The following is a 21837-nucleotide window of genomic DNA, read 5'->3' on the forward strand; positions in this document are numbered from 1 at the left end:
AATGCATAAATTTTGGTTTTTTTTAGCAGCAATTTCCTCACTTTCATTTATTGCTTCTTCATGCAATGTAAGAGAAATTAATAATTCTTCTACTTATATTAAAAATTATAATTTTGCTAATGAACATTTAAGTGAAATAACTATAAATAAGGTTAGTAAGATAAATAGCGATTATGAAGCAATTATGCATGCCCCTTTAATTGAATGAAAATTTACTAATAAAGCAAAATTTGATTCAATTAATAATAATTTTTATGAAAGTTCGTTTAAATACTTAAATTTTGGTCTTGCTAGTTCAATAATATTACATTTAAATAATGGAGAAATTAAAGAATATAGTAAAGATAATATTGTTGATTTTCCTTCGAATTCTAATTCTAAATTTGGCATTATACAAACATATAATGATGAGCAAAATAATATTAATTCGCATGATTTTTTTGAAAATCTTAGTAAGGCAACAAAAGTTGAATTTATCTTAAAAAAATATTATTATGTAAATTATAAAAATGAAAAAGTAAATAGATTAATTAACGCTAGTGATTATTGAAATTCCTTAAAAAAAGATTTTGATAATGTAAATAATTTATTTGATTCATACTACATAAATAGACCATTAAAAGAAGATTTTACTAATAACATTGTTTTTAATAATAGTCATAATTCGCCTTATTTTAAGGATTTTTTGTTAAATGAAATTCCAAATAATTTAATATTTAATCCTTTACCTTTTGAAAATCAAGAAAATAATATTAAGACTTTTCTTTTTAGTTCTTATTATATTTTGAATTCAAATGAACTTGATAAACAAGTTTTCTTTAAAAATGAATTTTATCCTAATTACAACTTTAGATTTTCAGAAAATACATTAAAAAAAATAATTTTCAAATACAATTCATTTCCTATTGATAATTCCATTTATAACTTTAAGCAAAGTGAATTGTTCAAACAAAATTTAGTTTCTGAAATTCAATATGATACTCTAAATCAAAGTCAAAAAACTGATGTTGACAATAATCCTTTGTCTTATGGTATAACATATCAAAATAGTAATAGTTTATCTAATAACACTAACAAAATTTTTTTAAACAAAAATTTGAATGATATTAATAAAGAAAAAAATAATTTTCTTTTCTTGTCTTTGTTTTACGGAAACGACTATTTTAAAGATTTAAACAAAAATTTCTATAATTTAAATTCGTTAAAATTTCGCAATTATTTAATTGAAGCAATAAATATTTTTAGTTTTAATTATTTGAATAATAATTCTACTTATTTTAATAGTATAAGCCCACAAAATCTTGTTTTTAAAAATAGTTTTAGAGATATTAAAATTAGTGATTTAGTAGATAACGTTAATGTTGATTATATTTTTGATAAAAATAAATTAATTTTTTTAAATAAATATGAATTAGAAAATAATTATCAAAGAAATTTAATCGATAATTATGAAGCTTTAAAAAATCCATATTTATCGGTAATAAAAGTGAATATGACTACTTTAATAGATAATTTTTATAATGAATTTCAGATAAATAAAAATGAAAAAATAGTTGGAACTTTACCTATTTTTGATGAATATAGTTATTCGAAAAAATTATTGTATGATCAAATTTCTAAAATCATTAATTCTTTGGATGAAAGATTGAATATCCAATTTGAATTTTGTAAAAAGAATTCTAAAGAATATGTTTATCAATACAAGGATTTAACTTTTCAAAATAATTATTTTTCTTTTTATCTTTTAAATTTATTGACTGATAAAAATATTGATTTAAAAAATGTTATTGATAATTTAAAAGAAGTTAATAATATTGATTTTAATAATATAACTATAAAACCTTTAATTAAAATCAAAGAAATATATGAAAGTTCAACGAATAATTTAGATTTTGAAAACAAAATTAATAATCTAACAATTAATGAACAATTTATCTTTCTTAAAGCAATTGATTATTTATTGCAAATTCCTTTAGCAATAAATAGTATTTCTATTAATATGCCTAAAAAAGTGTTAGTACAAATACAATTTATTAAACCATTAAATGATTTAGGTTATACAAAATTTCAGGACATAGAGACTTTAATATAAAAAACGGATAACCTTAGAAAAGTTATCCGTTTTTTCTTAAAATAATTCTTGAGTATAGATCGTGTCGATTTTCTTTTGTTTATCGCCAATTAGTTTATATTTGATGACTACTTTTTCATTTTCTATAGTTAGTGCAAGACCTAAATTATTTGATTTAATTCCTTGATTATTATCATAATTAATTGAAGGAGTTGATTGTTTCTTTTGATGAGTGTTGATAGGAAAAGTATAGTGCTTTTGATTATAATCATTTAAAACTTCATCATTTAAAGCAATAATAGGAGATTTAAGTGTTTTTGGTAAAGTTTTTCCTTTATAAGAAATAATATTGCTATCTATTCTTATGTCTACCGATTTAGTTTTTGACTTATTTATTTCTTCTTTAACTTTTGTTTGTAATGCTTGATCTCCAACAAGAGAAAATAATTTTTTTCCTTCGGCATATTTTTTGGCTCAAGCGCTTAATTCTGGAGCGAAACCGTCAATTTCTATATTATAAGTTGCTATTTCGCTTGGATTTTCTTTATTACTTAATTCTAGTTCAACATTTACTGCTTCTTTATTTTCGATAACAGAAATATTTTTAACTTTTAAATTAATTTTATCTTTTTGAGTAAATTCTCCAGAAAATGCGGCATTAATATTTTCTTTTTTGACATCATTTTTATTGGTGTATTTTTTATCTCCATTAAATGTAAGAGAAATATGACTTTTAGCTTCTTCAAAATTTAATGCTTCACCTGTTTTTAAGCCTTCTATTGTATATTCCTTAGCAAAAGTATCATTATCTTTTGTCAAAGTTATTACTACAGTTACTCTACCTAAAGAATTGTTAGCATCCTTAGTTGTTTTAGAAATGCTAATACCTGATTCAAACGTTGCTTCCTGATTGTTTTTCTTTAATTTGATGTTATTTTCATTTACGTTAGAAGGTAAAGTATTTGTTTTATCATTAATTTCAACTGTTACATCGTTTAATAGTGATTCAAGATTACTTTTTTTAAATCCTGTAATAACTTTTTCGCTCTCAGCACTTATTTCAGAATTAGGTGTAGTTTGTGTTAACTTATATTTAACAGTTACGCTGCCTGTAGAATTATTTTGCGTATAGGTTGGCTCACTTAAAGTTAAGTTATTTTTTATATCCTCATGTCTAATGTTATTTTTATCAAAATTAAAAACATATTGACTAGATGCATTGTCATATTCTATTGTGTTAGCGAAAGTTTTTGCATAGGCAGTTAATTCCTCTTTTGTAAGAATTGTAAATTCTTGATTTTCAACTACACTTTCTCTATTATCATATCTTTGTAATTCAGGATTAGAATCATATTTGCCTATAAAAAAGCTTAATCCGTATTTTTTATCTTTAACATTCAACTTAACTGTTGCATTAGTGAAACTATTTCCATTTTTTGTTGCTAAAGTTAATTTACTATTAGCAATAGAATTAGGATTTAAAAAAGTAAATAATGTAATTCTTTTGCCATCTTTATTCTCGTAAATAGTTGCAGTTTTATAATCGTATCTTAAAGAAGAACCATTTTGCAATGTTTGTAATAATTCTTTAGCTTCAGGTTCTTGAACTAGCTTAAATTGCTTAATATTTTCTCTATTTTTAAGAATAATATTTTTATCGCTTTTATGAACATTAACTTTTCTTACTATTTTATATCCTTCTTTGTTTCTTTCGCTTGCTCTTAGACTAACTAGTCTATAGCCATTATTTATTTCGTCTTGTGTGGCTTCTTGATTTACAAATTTAATTTCAGATGTTCAATATTCACCAGTATTATTTGCTACTATGTTACTCACTTGTAATTCATTTGCATCAGTATTATTAGCATTTTCGGTAAAATAACTTACAGTAATTTTACTAAGTTGCATTTTTTCATTTGAACTAGGAAGGTTGTTAAAAGTAATTTGGTATTCTTGACTTTGATTTTCAGGATTTAAATTATCCGCTATTTTGTAAGAAACAACTACTCCGTTATTACTTTCTTGGGATTTTAGTCCAATAATTGAAGTGATTTTACTAAAGTTATTTTTAATTTTTGTTCATTGTGTAACATTTGATAATAATTCTTCTTTCGAAGCTTGATTATATTCTTCATCTTTATTTTCAGCAAGAATAATTATTTGTTCATTAATTTTTGCAAATTCTTCTGCTGATATTGGTTTAGTTACAGTTATTTCTGCTTGCGCAGTTTTTAATATTTTATTTGTATTATTTTTTACTACATTATAAGTAAAAGCAACTCTTTGTTGATCAGTTAATTGAAGAGATGATTTGTCAATATTTATTGAAACATCTTGATTTGTGTTGTCATTTGTTATTGAACTTTGAGGCGAATTGAAAACGCCATATAAAGAAGAACCAGTGCTAAATTGGATAATTTCATTAAATTCTTCATTAGCTTCTGTAGAACTGTTAGTATTATCTTGTGTTGTATTTTCATCAGAAATAGAACTATCTGGCGAAGTATTTTCAGTTGAAGAATTATTATTTACTTCATCCCCAGTAGGTTGTTTAGTATTTTCATTTTCTATAAAAATATCTTCAATTTGTCTAATATTATCGTCATCTTTATATATTTGATCAGTTGCCTTATCTTTGATACTTACTTTGTAAGTAGCTCTACCTGCGCCAAGGTATTTTAGATCATATATGTCTATTTCATAAGAGTTTAAATCAACATTTTCAATATTGTAATTTCTAATATCTTGCATGTCCGCAAATTTTTTATTAGTTGTAATAGGTGTGATTTTTGCAGTAGTGATTATTTTTTTTAATTCTTCATTTTTGTTTATTGTTTGATTTTTTGAGTTTGTGGAATTATTTTCATCCTCATTATTAACGCTTGTACATTGAGCAGAGAGAAAAACAAAAGTGCTTAGCGAACTTATTGTTGAGAGGGAAAAAATAAATTTCTTTTTCATGTGTCCTTTATGTCCAGTTTATTAGTTTTTTATATAAATAAATTTATATATTATTTATATAACCAGAAATTTTATATGATTCTTTTCTAGTAAAAAAGTCACATTTTATAAACATTGCAAAAATAGTTTTTGTATTTCAATAACACTAAAATAAATTAAGTAAATTTTATTATTCATATAAAATATTTAAATTAGGGCGTTTTGTATTTTGGACAGGATGCAGATGAAAGACTGCACTTTGGTTGGTTTTAGCGCTAAAACACATAATGAAAGGATAAAATGGCAAAATTAGATTTTAATCGTAGTAAAGACCACGTTAATATTGGTACAATTGGCCATGTTGATCATGGTAAAACTACTTTAACTGCTGCTATTGCAACAGTTTTGGCTAAAAAAGGTTTAGCAGAAGCTCGTGATTATGCTTCTATCGATAATGCTCCTGAAGAAAAAGCCCGTGGTATAACAATCAATACTTCGCATATTGAATATGAAACTGAAAAACGTCACTATGCTCACGTCGATTGTCCTGGACATGCTGACTATATCAAAAATATGATTACTGGTGCTGCTCAAATGGATGGTGCAATTTTAGTTGTTGCGGCAACTGATGGCCCTATGCCTCAAACTCGTGAACACATTCTTCTTTCAAAACAAGTTGGTGTTCCTCGTATGGTTGTTTTCTTAAACAAATGTGATATGGTTGATGACGAAGAAATGCTTGAATTAGTTGAAATAGAAGTTAGAGACTTATTAAGCAAATATGGTTTTGACGGTGATAATACTCCAATTATTCGTGGTTCAGCTAAATTAGCCTGTGAAGGCGATGCTAAATACGAAGAAAAAATTATGGAATTAATGGATACAGTAGATTCATGAATTGAAACTCCTGTTAAAGAATTTGACAAACCATTCTTAATGGCTGTTGAAGACGTATTTACCATTACTGGTCGTGGAACAGTTGCAACAGGTCGTGTTGAAAGAGGAAGATTGACTCTTAATGAAGAAGTTGAAATTGTTGGTTTAAAACCAACTAAAAAAACTGTTGTTACCGGTATGGAAATGTTCCGTAAAAATCTTAAAGAAGTACAAGCAGGTGATAATGCCGGTTTATTACTTCGTGGTATTGAAAAGTCACAAATTGAACGTGGTCAAGTTATTGCAAAACCTGGTTCAATTATTCCTCATACAGAATTTAAGGCTGCTATTTATGTTTTAACCAAGGAAGAGGGTGGTCGCCATACACCATTTTTCAAAAATTACAAACCTCAATTCTATTTCCGTACAACTGATGTTACTGGTGGCGTAGAATTCGAAGCAGGACGTGAAATGGTTACACCTGGGGAAAACGTTGATTTAGTAGTTAAATTAATTGCTCCTATTGCTGTTGAAGAGGGAACTAAATTCTCAATTCGTGAAGGCGGACACACCGTAGGTTATGGAAGTGTTACAAACATTATTAAATAGTATTTGTAATTTTTTAAAAGTTAAGTATTGGGCTTAACTTTTTTATTTTTTTATTAAAATGTATCTATATTAAGGAAATTATGTCAATAAAAGAAAAAACATTCATTATTAAAAAGGAAATCAATTTATCTGAAGTCGCAAAATATGTTTTAAATAATTTGACATTATCCAAATTTGTCTTACTAAAAGGCGAATTAGGTGCAGGTAAGACAGCTTTAACTAAAGCAATTGCTACTGAATTAGACATAAAAGAAAATGTAACTTCTCCAACATTTAATTATTTAAAAATTTACAATAATTTAATTCACATTGATGCTTATAATTTGAGAGATAACCTAGATGAATTTAGCGATTATTTTGAAAATAAAATTGTTGTAGTTGAATGAGCTGAAAATATATGTATTGATTATGATAATTTTGTTGACATAGAAATAGAAGTTTTAGAGGATAATTCAAGAAAATATAAAGTAAAGGTAATAAAATAATGAATTTATATTTAGATACATCAAATGAAGATTTTGCTTTGGCAATTTTTGATAGTAATTATCAATTAATTGACAAAATAGTTTTAGAAAACTATCCTAAAAAAGTAGAACTAATTGATAAGTATATAAGAAGTTTTTTAGATAAATATAACTATAAAATAGATGAGTTTAGCAATTTTTTTTTGAATATTGGTCCTGGTTATTTTACTGGAGTAAGAATTTCATTAGTTTATCTAAGAACAATAGCATTATTAAAAAATATTAATTTGCGTACAACATCTATTTTTGAGATTTTGCTATTACAAAATCCTTTTGAAAATGATTTTTATGTCAATGCTTCTGGAAACAAAAATTACTTCTATCATAGAAAAAATTACTTTGACATTAAAGATGTAGAAGTAAGAATAAACGATAAAAAAACAAATTTTAAAAAGATTGATTTTGATAAATTTTTTAACAATTTTAGTTTTTATTTATCTGTTTTTAAATATCACACTAACCTTCTAGAAATAGATCCTTACTATATAAAAATGCCTCAAATAGGGCAAAGAAAAGACAAATAATGAAAGCTAAATTAAAATTCTTTTTACCTATTATTACAATTGTTTTTCCTTTAATTAGTTTTTCATGCACAAATTCAGAACAAAAAAATCTTAGAAACGCTAGTGATGAAGAAAAAAACAATTATGCTAATATGCAAATTGAAGCACTAAATAAGGAATTAACAAGAATAAAAAACGAAGTTGATTCTTCTATATCTAATAGCATAAATATTGATAATTTTTTTAATTCTCAATTACATGTTAATGTTCAAAAATTTATTTCTTCATCCTGAAAAGAGAAAATAAATCTTATTGATGATTTTTACAAGCAAATTCCTTCATATTTAGAAACTATTGAAAAATATAAGCCTATTTTAAGCATTGTTTTGGCAAATAATGAATGGTTAAATTCTCTTATTGATGATTATGTTGAACAATTAAAAGACCTGACAAAGAATAAATCAAACGATGATATTGATGATTTTAATTCCTTCATAAATTTTTCTAGAAAAAGTATGGAAATTTTTGAAAAATATTTCAAAGAAAATAAAGAAAAAATTCAAAAATTATTCGATTCTTATGGAGAAATTGTCGATAATATTTTTAAGTAAAAATGTGGATTTTTTTCACATTTTTTTACTTTGTTTAAAATTATGTGTGCAAGCTATTATAATAAAAACAATATTTTAACTACTATATTAAAATTAGTTTTTAAGGTATTATCATCGCTTTATTTGTAAAAAATCAAAAGGAGAACTTATGAAAAAACTTACAAAAAGCTGACTAACTATGGGCGGACTTTTTGCAGCTTCTGTGCCTGCATTAGCTGCTGTTTCATGTGAAGAAAATTATGTTCACAGAAACGCCCCAGCTGAAAAAGATAGAATCGCTGAAATCGTTTTGAACAATGATTTTAAAATTACAAATGATAATGTTGGAAACAACAATCATGTTGCAGTTGTAACTGATGGTGGTGATATTGACGATAAATCATTCAATCAATCTTCATGAGAAGGCGTTATTCGTTTGATGGAACAAAACAAGATTTCACCAGATAATTACGCTATTTATCAAACTCAAAATAACAACTTTAGTGACCAATACAATGCTGCACTTGATAATGGATCAAGATACATTGTGTTGACAGGTTTTCACCATTTAGATCCACTACTTTCTTGAATTAAACAAGATGGTGTTTTGAAAAGAATCAAAGACAACAACGTTATTTTCTTAACAATTGATTTTGCAATTGATACAAATAGCGATGGCGCAAGAGAATTAGCTGGTCATACTATTGCTTTAACATATGACGTTAAACAAGCTGCATATATGGCAGGTTGAGCAGCTGGTGAATTTTTAAAAGAAAAATATGCTAATGAACCAGAAAAAAGAAATTTTGGTACCTTTGGTGGAGGAACTTTCCCAGGAGTTACTGACTTTAATGAAGGTTTCATGAAGGGATTAATCGATTATAACAAGGAAAATCCTGAAGCAAAAGTAACAATTAAAACCAAAAATAAGGGTAATGTATACTTAAATTCGTTATTTGAAATTAACGATAGCAGTAAACAATCTGAAGTTAGAACAGAAGTGCTTGATTTAAATCCAACACTAGTATTACCTGTTGCTGGAAGATGAAATCAATATGTTAGTGCTAACCACGTTCAATATATAGTCGGTGTTGACACAGATCAAGCTCTAGGAGACGATGCACACAAAGATGTATATTTAACATCAATTCTTAAAGCTGTTGGACAATCAGTTTATGATACTATAGGATACTTGTTAACTACAGATCTTACAAATGGGGAATTAACAAAATCTAAGTTAGGTGGATTTGAATTAAATAAAACGAGCGGTTCATTTAACAAAGGTTATGCAGATAAATGAGTTGGTTTGGCTCAAACGCACTTAGAAGGCGGAGATAAAGCTCTTGCTGAAAAAGCTATTGAGGTTGGAAAAGCTAAATATAGTGCTCTTTCATCATCTGATAAAGAATGATTAGAAAGTAATAAAGTAACAAGAGATGGTCAAGTTGTTCAAGATGGTCAAAAAAGAATCAATGATTTAGCATTATTGTTAGATCCTTCTGCAGTAACTACTCCAACAGTAACAACGCCTACTCCATCAGTTCCTAATGTTTCTGGTTCAGGCGAATCAACTACAACTCAAGGATCAGAATCATCAACTTCAGGAACACAATCAGGTAGTTCAACTCCAAATGCAGAAAGTGGAACTTCTTCAAATACCAATAGCGGAACTACAACTGAAGGCGCTGCAACAGCGAAATAGAATATTAAAATAAATACATTCAAGAAATTATGAGTTTAACTCAAAATGCTATTGAATTTAAACATATAACCAAAATTTTCCCAGGTATTAAAGCTAATGATGATATTAGTTTTAACGTTAAAAAGGGAACAATTCACGCTCTTGTTGGTGAAAACGGAGCAGGGAAGAGTACTCTTATGAGTATTCTTTTTGGTTTGTATGAGCCTACATCAGGGGAAATTGCAATAAACGGAAATAACGTTTATTTTGAAAACCCTAATGATGCAGCCAATTATGGTATTGGTATGGTTCATCAGCACTTTAAATTAGTAAATGTTTATTCAAATTTAGACAATATTATTTTAGGCGATGAATTTACCAAAAAAGGCTTTCTAGATCGTAGAACCGCAGAAACTAAAATTAAAGCTTTACAAGAAACATATAATTTATTTTTCGATTTAAATCAAAAAAGTGGTAAAGCAACAGTTTCTACTCAACAAAAAGTAGAAATTATGAAAATGCTATATAGAGATAATGACATTTTGGTTTTTGACGAACCCACTGCTGTTTTAACTGATGAAGAAATTCAAGGATTATTAAAATCTTTCGAAATTTTTAAAGCTGCAGGAAAAACAATTATCTTTATTACACATAAATTAAACGAAATAGAACAAGTAGCAGATTATGCGACAGTTTTAAGAAGAGGAAAATCAATTGGTACCTACGACATGAAAAATACGTCAATGGATCAATTGGTTAATGCAATGGTTGGTGAAAAAGTTGTAATGTCTATTAACGATACACCAACAACAAGAGAAGAAGTTGTTTTTGAATTACAAAACATATCAACTAGAAAACAAGATAAAAATTTAGAAAACTTATCTTTGAAAGTTCACAAAGGCGAAATTGTAGCCATTGCCGGAGTAGAAGGAAATGGCCAAAGAGAACTTGAAAAAATCTGTTCAGGGTTAATTACGCCTGTTAATGGTAAAATTTTCTTAAGAAGTTCTGATGGGGAAATGATTGATATAACCCATAAAAAAGTTAAGGAAAGATCAAAACACAATATTTCTTATATTCCCACAGATCGTCATGCACATGGTTTAGTATTGGACTATACTATTAGAGAAAATACGATTTTGAGAAGATTATGAGATAAAAAATACAATTCTTTAGGATTCATAAAAAATAAAGCAGTTAATAATCAAACATCACAAATAATTGATAAATACGATGTTCGTGGGGCTTTGCTAGGGATGTCAATGGCAAGATCTTTATCTGGTGGGAATCAACAAAAATTTATTGTTGGTAGGGAAATGGAAACACCGCATGATTTTATCATTGTCATGCAACCAACACGTGGTTTAGACGTTAAAGCAATAACTAACATTCATGGTGAAATTCTCAAAGAAAAAGCAGCAGGTAAAGGAATTTTGTTAATTTCATATGAACTTGATGAAGTTTTAGCATTAGCTGATACGATTGCTTTTATTTCAGAAGGAAAAATTGTTGCTTCTAGAGATGCAAAATTAATTACTAGAAAAGAAATTGGCGATTATATGGCAAATAAGAAAGGAGCAGAATAAATATGAACACAAAATACGCTTCTTTCAAAGAACAATATAAAAACTTTAGTCAAAAACTTAGCACGTATGTGCGTTTAGACAAAACCAAATCAACAGCTAGAAAAGTTATCAATTCGTTATGAGCAGCCTTATTTGGTTTACTAATTGCTTTAATTTTTATAGGTATTAGTTCTAAGAATAATCCGTTTCTTTTCTTTGCTCAAATTGAAAAAGCTTTCATAAATCAAACTAATACAGCTAAATTTCTAACATATTTTGTTATTTTTGGTTTTTCTGGTTTAGCATCTGCCGTTGGATTTAAATCAGGATTATTCAATATTGGTATTAGTGGTCAAATGATGATTTCATCTACTCTCATGTATAGCTTGTTTATAGGCTTAAACGTACATGATATTACTCCTGCATTATTAGTTGTTGGCCTTCTTTTATCAATTATTGGTGCGGCAATTATGGGAGCTATTGCTGGTTTATTGAAAGCATATTTAAATGTTCACGAAGTTATTAGTACAATTTTGATGAACTGGATAGTTGCTAAATTAAATGGTTTCTTGTTTGTCTTTCAAAATTCTCCTTTTGGCGATAAAGCAGCAGGTGAATTTTTTGACAATTTAGGTGGATCAGGAATTAAAGCAGGAACTTTTAGAATAGTTGGTGGAACTAACCAAATGCAGTTAATATTTAGCATTTCTTTCATAGTTATTTTCGTCGTTCTTTCAATAGTTTTATTTTTAGTTTATAAATCAACAACGATGGGTTACAAACTAAAAATGTTAGGTCTTTCAAAATCAAATGGTGAATATATTGGAATTAATGAAAAATTAACTACTGTTTACGTAATGATTTTTTCAGCTGCATTAGCAGGCTTAGCTGGCTTTTTCTATTATGTATTTGATCAAAACTTATATGGGGCAAAAGATACAGCTCCTATTGCTATAGGTTTTGAATCTATTGCTATTGCACTTTTAGCTCTTAATTCATCAATTGGTGTTATTATAGTTAGCTTTTTCTATGGTATTCTTTATACAATTAGAACTTCTCTTCAAGCAGCTCCTTTATATATCAAACCAGATGAAATACCTATTATTACATCTATTGTTCTTTATTTTGCCGCTATTGCACAAATGTTTATGAATTTCAAACCAATTAATTTTTCATTTATTAGCTCAGTAAAATTAGGTTCGAGAAAATATTGAGTTTTAAGAAAAATCTATTTAGCTAAGAAAAAACATCTTAAGTTAACTACTAAGTATTCAAAGCTCAAAGCTTTAATTGAACAAAATATCAAACTTGCTAATTGAGAAAAAATGATTAATAAATATAGAGAAGACAAAGTTAAATACTTCTACTTGTTATTAGAACAAGAATCTAAAATTAATTATTATCAAAATAAACTCAAATTAGTGGAAAGATTACAACAACACAAAGCTAATCTCTACTTTGACAATTTAACAATTAAAAATGCTATTAAGCATTTAAAAGATCCTAAAACTTTAACTGCTAAATCTAATCCTTTTGCTACTGAAGAATTAATTAAAATGCAAGAAGAATTAGATTCAATTAACCAAAAATTAACACTAAAAGAAAATTTAACTAGATCTTTCGAAGAAAAATTAAATGCAAAATACAATGAATTAAAAACTTCATTACGCAACAGAATGAAAAAATTAAACAAATTGGCTGCTTTAGAAAATAGCGAAAATAGTAGTATTAATTTTGGTCAAATAGATCGTCAAATTGAAGAAATTAATAGTAAAATCCAAGCTCTTTTAGAAATCAATCCTTATATTGACACAACTAATGAATTTTTCAATGAAGAAATTGCTTCACTTCACATTCAACTAAATGATGAAGAAATAGACAAAGATTCGAAAGAATATAGTAATTTACAAAAACTTCTTAACAAGAAATTTATTAAAGCTCAAAAAGAAGCTAACAAAATTTTGGATGAAAAATTAATTTCATTAAGAGAACAAAGAAAACTTAAAATTGATAATTATGATGTAATTACTTTTGAATATATTGCTGAACAAAAAGAAATCGTAAGTGAACAATTAACTGAACTTAATTCTAAAGTTTTACTAATTGATCCTAATAGCAAATTTGCTAATGCAGAATTAATTAACTTATCTTTAGAATTAGAAAATATTGAAATTAATTACGAAAAATTAGAGGAATTAAAAAATAATATTAGTCAGTTAATAAAAGAAACTTACGAGGCAAAAAGCGAAGAAATCAATTTACAAATTAAAGAGTTAAATGACAAAATTTTGGCTAATAAGCAACTCTTTGCAGAATATAGAAAAAATTATAAAGAAGTAGAATTAGCTAAAATTCAACAAATTTATTTAATCGAAAGTGAATCTAATAAAAGTCAAAGAATTACTTCATTCGATATTAAGCAATTTAATCGTATGAAAGAAAGTAGAAAAGAACAAATTAAAGTACTCAACAAAGCTTATAAAAAGCAACAAAACGCTTTATTAGCGATGAATAGAAAAGATAGTACTAATGATGAGGTTTTGAAAATTTTCGACGATTATAGTAACTATAAAAAATTGCATATTCAAAATTTAAACTCTTTAAATAGCAATTACAAAAAGACAATAAGAATGAATTATCAATCTGAAATCACTTCTATTAAGTATGAATATAGAACTGCGGTAAATGAAAATAATAAATTTGTTATTGACAACTATATTCTCGAGTTAATTAGTAAGAATGCTAAAAGTAAGGAGGTAAGATAATGATAGGTTTTGCAGCTACTTGAAATTGAATTATTTTACTCTTCTGTATTCTTTCTATAGGCGCTATATCAGGTATGTTTACCGAAAGATGTGGTATTGTTAATATTGGAATTAATGGAATGATGATTTTTGGTGCTTTAGGATATTTATTATTTTCACATAATCTAGTTTCTTTTACTAATAAAGCTGATCCAATAACTGCGCAATGGTTAGTTATTCCTGGCACATTAATAGGTATGGCTTTTGGAGCATTAACTTCTTTACTTTTTGGGTTTGCATCAATTAAACTTAAAAGTTCACAAACAATTTCAGGATTTGCTTTTAATCTATTAGCTCAAGGAATTGCTTTACTATGTTTATCACTTTTTGGAAATGCAAAACAATTAAATAACACTATTCCTAATTTACAATATGCTATTGTTGATGTAAATAAAATATTAACAGTACCTATTGTTCCGTTCAATTTAATTTTAACTGTGGCTATTATTGTTATTGGCTACATTCTACTTTATAGAACCAACTGAGGGCTAAGATTTAGAAGTATTGGTGAAAATCCTCACGCTTCTGATGTAGCGGGAATTAACGTTACTAGATATCAATGACATGCAATTCTTATTTCTGGCGCATTAGCAGGAATAGCAGGTGCATTTTATGGACAAGCAACGAATAATCGTTTAGTTAATTTTAACGATGGTGATGTTGCAGGATTAGGATATTTAGCTTTATCAATCATGATTATGGGACAATGAAATATTTTATTAATTGCTGTTTCAACTTTAATTTTTTCATTCTTCCTAGGTTTTGCCTATGCAGCTCCTCAAATTCATGACAAGCTTAAGGAAATTTCTAATTTATTCCAAATAGTACCTTACTTACTAACATTCCTTGTTGTTATATTTACATCTAAACAATCCAAAGCTCCTGCGGCGGAAGGAATTCCTTACGTTAAGAGCGGAAGATAGAATTAAATCAGGCCTAGCCTGATTTTTTATTTAAATTATTTTAAAGAATAATAAATTTGAGCAAAAAATGCACTTTTTAAATATTTTTGCTTTTTTTTTTTTTTTTTTTTGAAGAATAGTATCATGTCCAATATATCCTTTAAAGATTGGACGTATTAATATGAAGAAATTTAAATTATTATTAGGACTTTCTCTCGCTGCTTCTGTTATAGCACCTTTAGCAGCTATTTCATGTGTTAATGAAGATACAAATCCTCCTGTTAATGAGGAAAATACAGGTTCAACAACTAATCCTTCTACTAGCGGTGATTCAACTACTGGCGAAAGTACTGGTTCAACTGATACTAATCCAAATCCTGGTACAGGAAGTTCAAGTACAGAAAATCCTGGTTCTTCTTCGACGGGCGAAAGCACAGGTTCAACAACAGGAGGAGAAACATCTACTCCTTCAACCGATACTAATCCAAACCCTGGCTCGGGAAGCTCAAGTACGGAAAATCCTGGTGCATCAGGTGAAAGTACTACTGCGCCTTCAACAGAAGGAACTACTCAACCAGGTACAGAAAGCCCAGTAACTGGTGATTCAAGTTCATCTACTGAAAAACCAACAGAAACTCCTACTGAAGAAGAAACGCCAAAAGAACCTACATTAGAAGAAAAATACACTAAAGCACAAAGCTATTCAGATAATGGATTTTTAAAAACTAACAATAAGGCAACCGAAACATTAGAAAAAGCAAAAAAAGAAATAGTAACTGATAAAACAACATCTCCTACAGAAGATTGAAATAGTCAATTAAATGCTTTAATCGCTGAAGCAGAAAAAAATCAAACATCATACACAAATACTTTAGTTACTAATTCTACATATACAGAACCTGTTATATCAGAAACTGGTAAAAGCAAATTAGCCGAATTAAACAAAATAAAGTCTAATTTTCAAACTAATAAAGTAAGTTCATATACTGAATATGAACAAAAACTTGCTGAAATATCTTCTATTATAAGTGAAATTAGAAAAGCTGAAAAGGCGGCAAATCCTACTACAGGCGGAAGCCAAAGTTCAAGTGATAGAGCTGTTGAAGAACTTAAAAAAGAAAACAAAGCAAAATTAACTAAAAAAGTAGAAGAATTAAAACAAGCGAATTCAAATAATGCTAACGAAACAGCAACTAAATTAGTTGAAAAATTACAAAAAGCATTAGAAGCAGCAGATTATCCAACTTCAAGTGAATCGACAGGAAATAAAAATACAACTTCTATAGATTTTACCGCAACATCTACGATTGATAAATTTGTACAAACTATAGATTCTTTAATAGCAAAAATAAAAGGAACAACTTCATCAACAGAACAAAAATAATATAGAAATATATAAAATAAGCAAAATATGCATTTTTTGTATATTTTTGCTTTTTTTTTTTTTTTTTTGCAACATGCTATGATGGTCAATATATTTGTTTAAAGATCGGACATATTAATATGAAAAAATTTAAATTATTATTAGGACTTTCTCTTGCTGCTTCTGTTATAGCACCTTTAGCAGCTATTTCATGTGTTAATGAAGATACAAATCCTCCTGTTAATGGCGGAAATAAAACAAATAATCCAGAAGAAAATACGGGTTCAACAACTAATAACAATCCTTCTACTAGCGGTGATTCAACTGGTTCAACTGATACTAATCCAAATCCTGGCTCGGGAAGTTCAAGTACAGAAAATTCTGGTTCTTCTTCGACAGGCGAAAGCACAGGTTCAACAGCAGGAGGAGAAACATCTACTCCTTCAACCGATACTAATCCAAACCCTGGCTCGGGAAGCTCAAGTACAGAAAATCCTGGCGTATCAGGTGAAAGTACTACTACGCCTTCAACAGAAGGAACTACTCAACCAGGTACAGAAAGCCCAGTAACTGGTGATTCAAGTTCATCTACTGAAAAACCAACAGAAACTCCTACTGAAGAAGAAACACCAAAAGAACCTACATTAAAAGAAAAATATGACAAAGCAAAAGATTATTTTGACAAAGGATTTTTAGATAACGCTAATTCTTCTACATTAGAGCAAGCGAAAACTGAAATAGTTACTTCTCCTACAGACTCTCCTTCAAAAAATTGAAATGAAGAATTAGATAAATTAATTTCAGAAGGAACAAAAAATCAAGATAAAAATACTCAACAACTAGTAACTAATGCTTCATATCTACAACCAGTATTATCTGCAAAAGGTAAAGAAGAATTAAAAAAATTAAATGAAATTAAAACAAAATATCAAACTACTAAAGTTGCTTCTCAAACAGAATTTACAAATACATTAGCTAATATTTCAAGCATAATCAGAGAAATTCAAAAAGCAGAAAAAGAAAATAAAACTACTCCTGAACAAGCTGCAGAAGCAACTAAAAGTGAAAATAAGACAAAATTAACAAACAAATTAAATGAATTGAAAGAATTGAATAAAACTGCTAAAAATGATAAGGCCACGAAATTAATTAAAACAATTGAAGATGCTTTGGCTAATGAAAGTTCAACTCAACAATCAGAGCAAAAGAAGGGAATAGATTTAACAAGTACTAATACTGTTGAAAGTTTCATAAGAACGATAGATACTTTAATAAATAGTATTAATAAATCATCATCTACACAAGATTCAACACTATAGAAGAAGATTTAATCTGATCATAATATCTAAAAAGAGCAAAATATGCATTTTTTGTATATTTTTGCTTTTTTTTTTTTTTTTTTGCAACATGCTATGATGGTCAATATATTTGTTTAAAGATCGGACATATTAATATGAAAAAATTTAAATTATTATTAGGACTTTCTCTTGCTGCTTCTGTTATAGCACCTTTAGCAGCTATTTCATGTGTTAATGAAGATACAAATCCTCCTGTTAATGGCGGAAATAAAACAAATAATCCAGAAGAAAATACGGGTTCAACAACTAATAACAATCCTTCTACTAGCGGTGATTCAACTGGTTCAACTGATACTAATCCAAATCCTGGTACAGAAAGTTCAGGAACAGAAAATCCTGGTTCTTCTTCAACAGGTGAAAGCACAGGTTCAACAACAGGAGGAGAAACATCTACTCCTTCAACTGATACTAATCCAAACCCTAGCTCGGGAAGCTCAAGTACAGAAAATCCTGGTGCATCAGGTGAAAGTGCTACTACATCTCCAACTCCAACTGAAGAAACTACTCAATCAGGTACAAAGAATCCAACAACTGAAGGTTCAAGTTCATCTACTGAAAAACCAACAGAAACTCCTACTGAAGAAACAAAAAAATCCACTTTAAAAGATAAATATGATAAAGCAAAAGCTTATGCAGATGGTAAACTTTTATCATCAAGTAATGCTAATACAACACTAGAAGAAGTTAAGAGAGAAATTGATAATCCTTCATTAGACTCAACACAAACTTTAGAAGAAAAATTAGATAGTTTAATTGCCGAAGGGGAAAAGAATCAAACAAAATATACAGAATCATTAATTACTTCTGCTACATATTCAGGTAGCGTAACAACAGAAGCTGGAAGAACAAATTTAGTTAAATTAAACGAAATAAAAGAACAATACAAAAATAAAAAAGTTGTTTCAATGGAAGAATATGAAACTAAATTTGTTGAAATATCAAATTTGGTTAGAGAAATTCAAAAAGCAGAAAGAACAACATCATCAGATAAGGAAAATACTGCTGCAAACAATGAACTTATTAAACAAAATAAGGCTAAATTATCTACCAAATTAGAAGAATTAAAAACAGCAAACAAAAACAATAAAAATACATCAGCTACTAAATTAATAGAAAAATTAGAAAAAGCATTAAAAGATGATTCATCATCTACAACAGAATCAAGTCAAGAAGGAACAGACAGCAAAAAGATAACTATCGATTTTACTAGCACTACAACAGTTGATAATTTTATAAAAGCAATAGATAAAATTTTAGGTCAAATCAATAGTTCTAATAATTCAACTGCTGCACCTTCTGAAGCAAATCAAAGCTAAAATTAAGCAGAAAAACGTTTAATAAATTTATTTAATATAAGCAAAATATGCATTTTTTGTATATTTTTGCTTTTTTTTTTTTTTTTTTTGCAACATGCTATGATGGTCAATATATTTGTTTAAAGATCGGACATATTAATATGAAAAAATTTAAATTATTATTAGGACTTTCTCTTGCTGCTTCTGTTATAGCACCTTTAGCAGCTATTTCATGTGTTAATGAAGATACAAATCCTCCTGTTAATGAGGAAAATCCAGATTCAACAACTAATGACAATAATCTTTCTAATCCTTCTGCTAGCGGTGATTCAACTACTGGCGAAAGTTCTGGTTCAACTGATACTAATCCAAATCCTGGTACAGAAAGTTCAGGAACAGAAAATCCTGGTTCTTCTTCAACAGGCGAAAGCACAGGTTCAACAACAGGAGGAGAAACATCTACTCCTTCAACCGATACTAATCCAAATCCTGGCTCGGGAAGCTCAAGTACAGAAAATCCTGGTACATCAGGTGAAAGTGCTACTACATCTCCAACTGAAGAAACTACTCAATCAGGTGCAGAGAATACAACAACTGAAGGTTCAAGTTCATCTACAGATACGCCAACACAAACTCCTCCTACAGTGGAATCATCAAAAGAGCTTACTATACAAGAAAAATATAATAAAGCCAAAGGTTATTTAGATGGTAAATTTTTAACTAATATTGAAAATGCTTCATCTACTTTAGATGAAGTTAAAAAAGCTCTCGAAAATAATCCAAATACTTTTGATGAAAGTATAAGTGAAAAATTAAACAATTTAATTGGTGAAGCAGAAAAAAATCAAACTAATTACACAAATGCTTTATTAGATAAATCTAATTATTCTGCGAGCGTATCATCTGAAAAAGGATTGGAGAATTTAAAGAAATTAAAAGCAATAAACTCTGAATATAAAAATAAAAAAGTTGCTACATATGATGAATATATAACTAAATTTGGTGAAATTTCAAATCTTATAAGAGAAATTCAAAAGGCAGAAAAAGAGAATAATAGTAGTGGTTCTTCTACCAACGCACTAGCTGAAGAAAATAAAAATAGACTAAAAGCAAAATTAGAAGAATTAAAAACTGCTAATCAAACAAAAAACGATAAAAGCGCAACAAATTTAATTAATATATTAACAAAAGCATTAGAAGCAAAAACTTCAGAAGGCATGGAAAGCGATCCTCAAAAAAGACCTCCAATTGATTTTACCAGTACTAATCAAGTTGATAAATTTATTGCTGCAGTAGAAAAAATATTAACTAAAATTAAAAATCAAGATTCTCCTTCTACAGAAGCAAATTCATCAAGTTCTTCAAGTGAAGTAACAAGATAATCTAACGAAAAAGACTATAATATAGTCTTTTTTATCATTTTATTTCAAATAAATAAATCTTTATAATATTATTACTCAAATTTTTAAGGAGAATTATGAAAAAATATTTTAAAAATTTAATTTTAACTTCAATGCCTTTAAGTGTTTTGCCAATTGCTCTAGCAGCTGTTTCTTGTTCAACAGAACATCCTAAAAAACCTAAAGAATTGATTGCTAAAGTTAACTTTAAAAATAACTTAGATTTAACTGAGGAAGAAGCTCTTAATGCTCCTAAAATAGCTTTAATTCCTGATGGTAATTTATATGATAATTCTTTTCATCAATCAGGATGAGAAGGTATTATTCAATTAGCTGAACATAATAATATTCCTCTTGAAAAATATGATGCTTTTGAATTAGATGCAAGTAAGAATTTTAAAAATATTTATGACACTGCAATGCTACAAGGTTCAACGATATGAGTTCTAGTTGGTTTTGACAATAAAACTCCTTTTGAAGAATATTATCAAAGTAATAAACAAAAATTTATTGACAATAAAATAATTGTTGTAACAGTAGATTTTGAAACAGATCCTTCAATTACTAACGGAAATGTAATTTCTCTATTGTACAACTCTAAAGAAGGTGGCTTTATAGCGGGTTATGCAGCAGGAGAATATTTGAGCACTCTCCCTGAAGAAAAACGTACTTTTAACACTTTTGGAGGCCAATTATTCGACGGAGTAACTGATTATATGGAAGGATTTTTAAAAGGTATTTTGTATTGAAATACTAAAAATCCGACTAAAAAACTTCATTCTTTAACTAGAAATGATCAAGTTTATGTAAATGCTCTTTTTGATATCACAGCACAAAATAAACAATCAGAAGTTGAAAATAATTCAGTTAGTTTAAATCCAACTATAACATTGCCTGTAGGGGGACTTTGAACTCAATTTATTTCAGCTAAACCATCAACGAAATATGTTGTTGGTGTTGATACTGATCAATCATTAGCAGATAGTGCACATTCTAGCAAGTATTTTACTAGCGTTCTTAAAAATATTGCACAATCAGTATACGAAAGTGTTTCTTACATTATCAAAAAAGACTTTAGTAAATTAAATGGATTCAAATTGTTAGAAAATAATGCAGTGATTAAAAGAGGTGTTAGCGAAGATTGAGTTAATGTTTCTTCTACTCATGTAGTCGATGATGCTCCAAGAGCAGAAAGAGCTTTAGATGATTCGAAAGAAATATTCAAAAATCTTAATAGTCAAGAAAGAGAATGAATAAATAGTAGTAAAGCAACTATGGAAGGAAATGCATTTACTAATATTCAAGAAAGACTTAACGAATTAGCCAAAGCAACAAAATAATAGGAGAAATAAAAAA

15 protein-coding genes are annotated in these 21837 nt (G+C 27.9%); 14 read left to right on the forward strand and 1 reads right to left on the reverse strand.

Annotated elements, in window-relative coordinates:
- The first annotated feature begins 1 nt into the window (after window position 1).
- Entirely contained in the window at window positions 2–2092 is a 2091-nt protein-coding gene (locus EXC33_RS00535; RefSeq protein ID WP_046097126.1) for an OppA family ABC transporter substrate-binding lipoprotein, read from the forward strand.
- A gap of 36 nt (window positions 2093–2128) precedes the next feature.
- Here EXC33_RS00535 and EXC33_RS00540 read toward each other — a convergent pair whose 3' ends face one another.
- On the reverse strand, window positions 2129–5032 hold the full coding sequence (locus EXC33_RS00540; RefSeq protein ID WP_046097127.1) for a lipoprotein 17-related variable surface protein: 2904 nt from the start codon (window positions 5030–5032) through the stop codon (window positions 2129–2131).
- 279 nt (window positions 5033–5311) lie between these two features.
- Here EXC33_RS00540 and tuf point away from each other — a divergent pair, with 279 nt between their 5' ends.
- The 13 genes from tuf to EXC33_RS00605 all read left to right on the forward strand — a co-directional run bounded on the left by tuf (window position 5312) and on the right by EXC33_RS00605 (window position 21821).
- On the forward strand, window positions 5312–6496 hold the full coding sequence (gene tuf, locus EXC33_RS00545; RefSeq protein WP_046097128.1) for an elongation factor Tu: 1185 nt from the start codon (window positions 5312–5314) through the stop codon (window positions 6494–6496).
- An 80-nt stretch (window positions 6497–6576) separates the two neighbouring features.
- The gene (gene tsaE / locus EXC33_RS00550; protein ID WP_046097129.1) at window positions 6577–6981 is read left to right on the forward strand and encodes a tRNA (adenosine(37)-N6)-threonylcarbamoyltransferase complex ATPase subunit type 1 TsaE; all 405 of its coding nucleotides are present in this window, start codon (window positions 6577–6579) and stop codon (window positions 6979–6981) included.
- On the forward strand, window positions 6981–7544 hold the full coding sequence (locus tag EXC33_RS00555; RefSeq protein ID WP_046097130.1) for a hypothetical protein: 564 nt from the start codon (window positions 6981–6983) through the stop codon (window positions 7542–7544). The genes tsaE and EXC33_RS00555 overlap by 1 nt, the downstream gene beginning before the upstream one ends.
- Window positions 7544–8134, forward strand: a complete 591-nt coding sequence (locus EXC33_RS00560) for a hypothetical protein (protein WP_046097131.1) — start codon at window positions 7544–7546, stop codon at window positions 8132–8134. The genes EXC33_RS00555 and EXC33_RS00560 overlap by 1 nt, the downstream gene beginning before the upstream one ends.
- Window positions 8135–8282: 148 nt before the next feature.
- Entirely contained in the window at window positions 8283–9815 is a 1533-nt protein-coding gene (locus EXC33_RS00565; RefSeq protein ID WP_046097132.1) for a BMP family ABC transporter substrate-binding protein, read from the forward strand.
- A gap of 29 nt (window positions 9816–9844) precedes the next feature.
- Entirely contained in the window at window positions 9845–11380 is a 1536-nt protein-coding gene (locus tag EXC33_RS00570; protein ID WP_046097133.1) for an ABC transporter ATP-binding protein, read from the forward strand.
- A 2-nt stretch (window positions 11381–11382) separates the two neighbouring features.
- Window positions 11383–14124, forward strand: a complete 2742-nt coding sequence (locus EXC33_RS00575) for an ABC transporter permease subunit (RefSeq protein WP_046097134.1) — start codon at window positions 11383–11385, stop codon at window positions 14122–14124.
- On the forward strand, window positions 14124–15086 hold the full coding sequence (locus EXC33_RS00580; protein ID WP_046097135.1) for an ABC transporter permease: 963 nt from the start codon (window positions 14124–14126) through the stop codon (window positions 15084–15086). The genes EXC33_RS00575 and EXC33_RS00580 overlap by 1 nt, the downstream gene beginning before the upstream one ends.
- A gap of 160 nt (window positions 15087–15246) precedes the next feature.
- On the forward strand, window positions 15247–16449 hold the full coding sequence (locus tag EXC33_RS00585; RefSeq protein WP_063725442.1) for a hypothetical protein: 1203 nt from the start codon (window positions 15247–15249) through the stop codon (window positions 16447–16449).
- Between the two features lie 119 nt (window positions 16450–16568).
- A complete protein-coding gene (locus tag EXC33_RS00590) occupies window positions 16569–17747 on the forward strand; it encodes a hypothetical protein (protein WP_129727255.1) in 1179 nt (392 codons plus the stop codon).
- 134 nt (window positions 17748–17881) lie between these two features.
- Window positions 17882–19102, forward strand: coding sequence for a hypothetical protein (locus EXC33_RS00595; protein ID WP_129727257.1), 1221 nt, complete (start codon window positions 17882–17884; stop codon window positions 19100–19102).
- A 140-nt stretch (window positions 19103–19242) separates the two neighbouring features.
- Window positions 19243–20463 (forward strand): hypothetical protein, encoded by a 1221-nt coding sequence (locus tag EXC33_RS00600; RefSeq protein ID WP_129727259.1) that lies wholly within the window; start codon window positions 19243–19245, stop codon window positions 20461–20463.
- 95 nt (window positions 20464–20558) lie between these two features.
- On the forward strand, window positions 20559–21821 hold the full coding sequence (locus EXC33_RS00605; protein WP_046096709.1) for a BMP family ABC transporter substrate-binding protein: 1263 nt from the start codon (window positions 20559–20561) through the stop codon (window positions 21819–21821).
- The last annotated feature ends 16 nt before the right edge of the window (window positions 21822–21837 follow it).

This window comes from Mycoplasmopsis meleagridis (genome assembly GCF_900660695.1).
GTDB lineage: Bacteria > Bacillota_I > Bacilli_A > Mycoplasmatales > Metamycoplasmataceae > Mycoplasmopsis > Mycoplasmopsis meleagridis.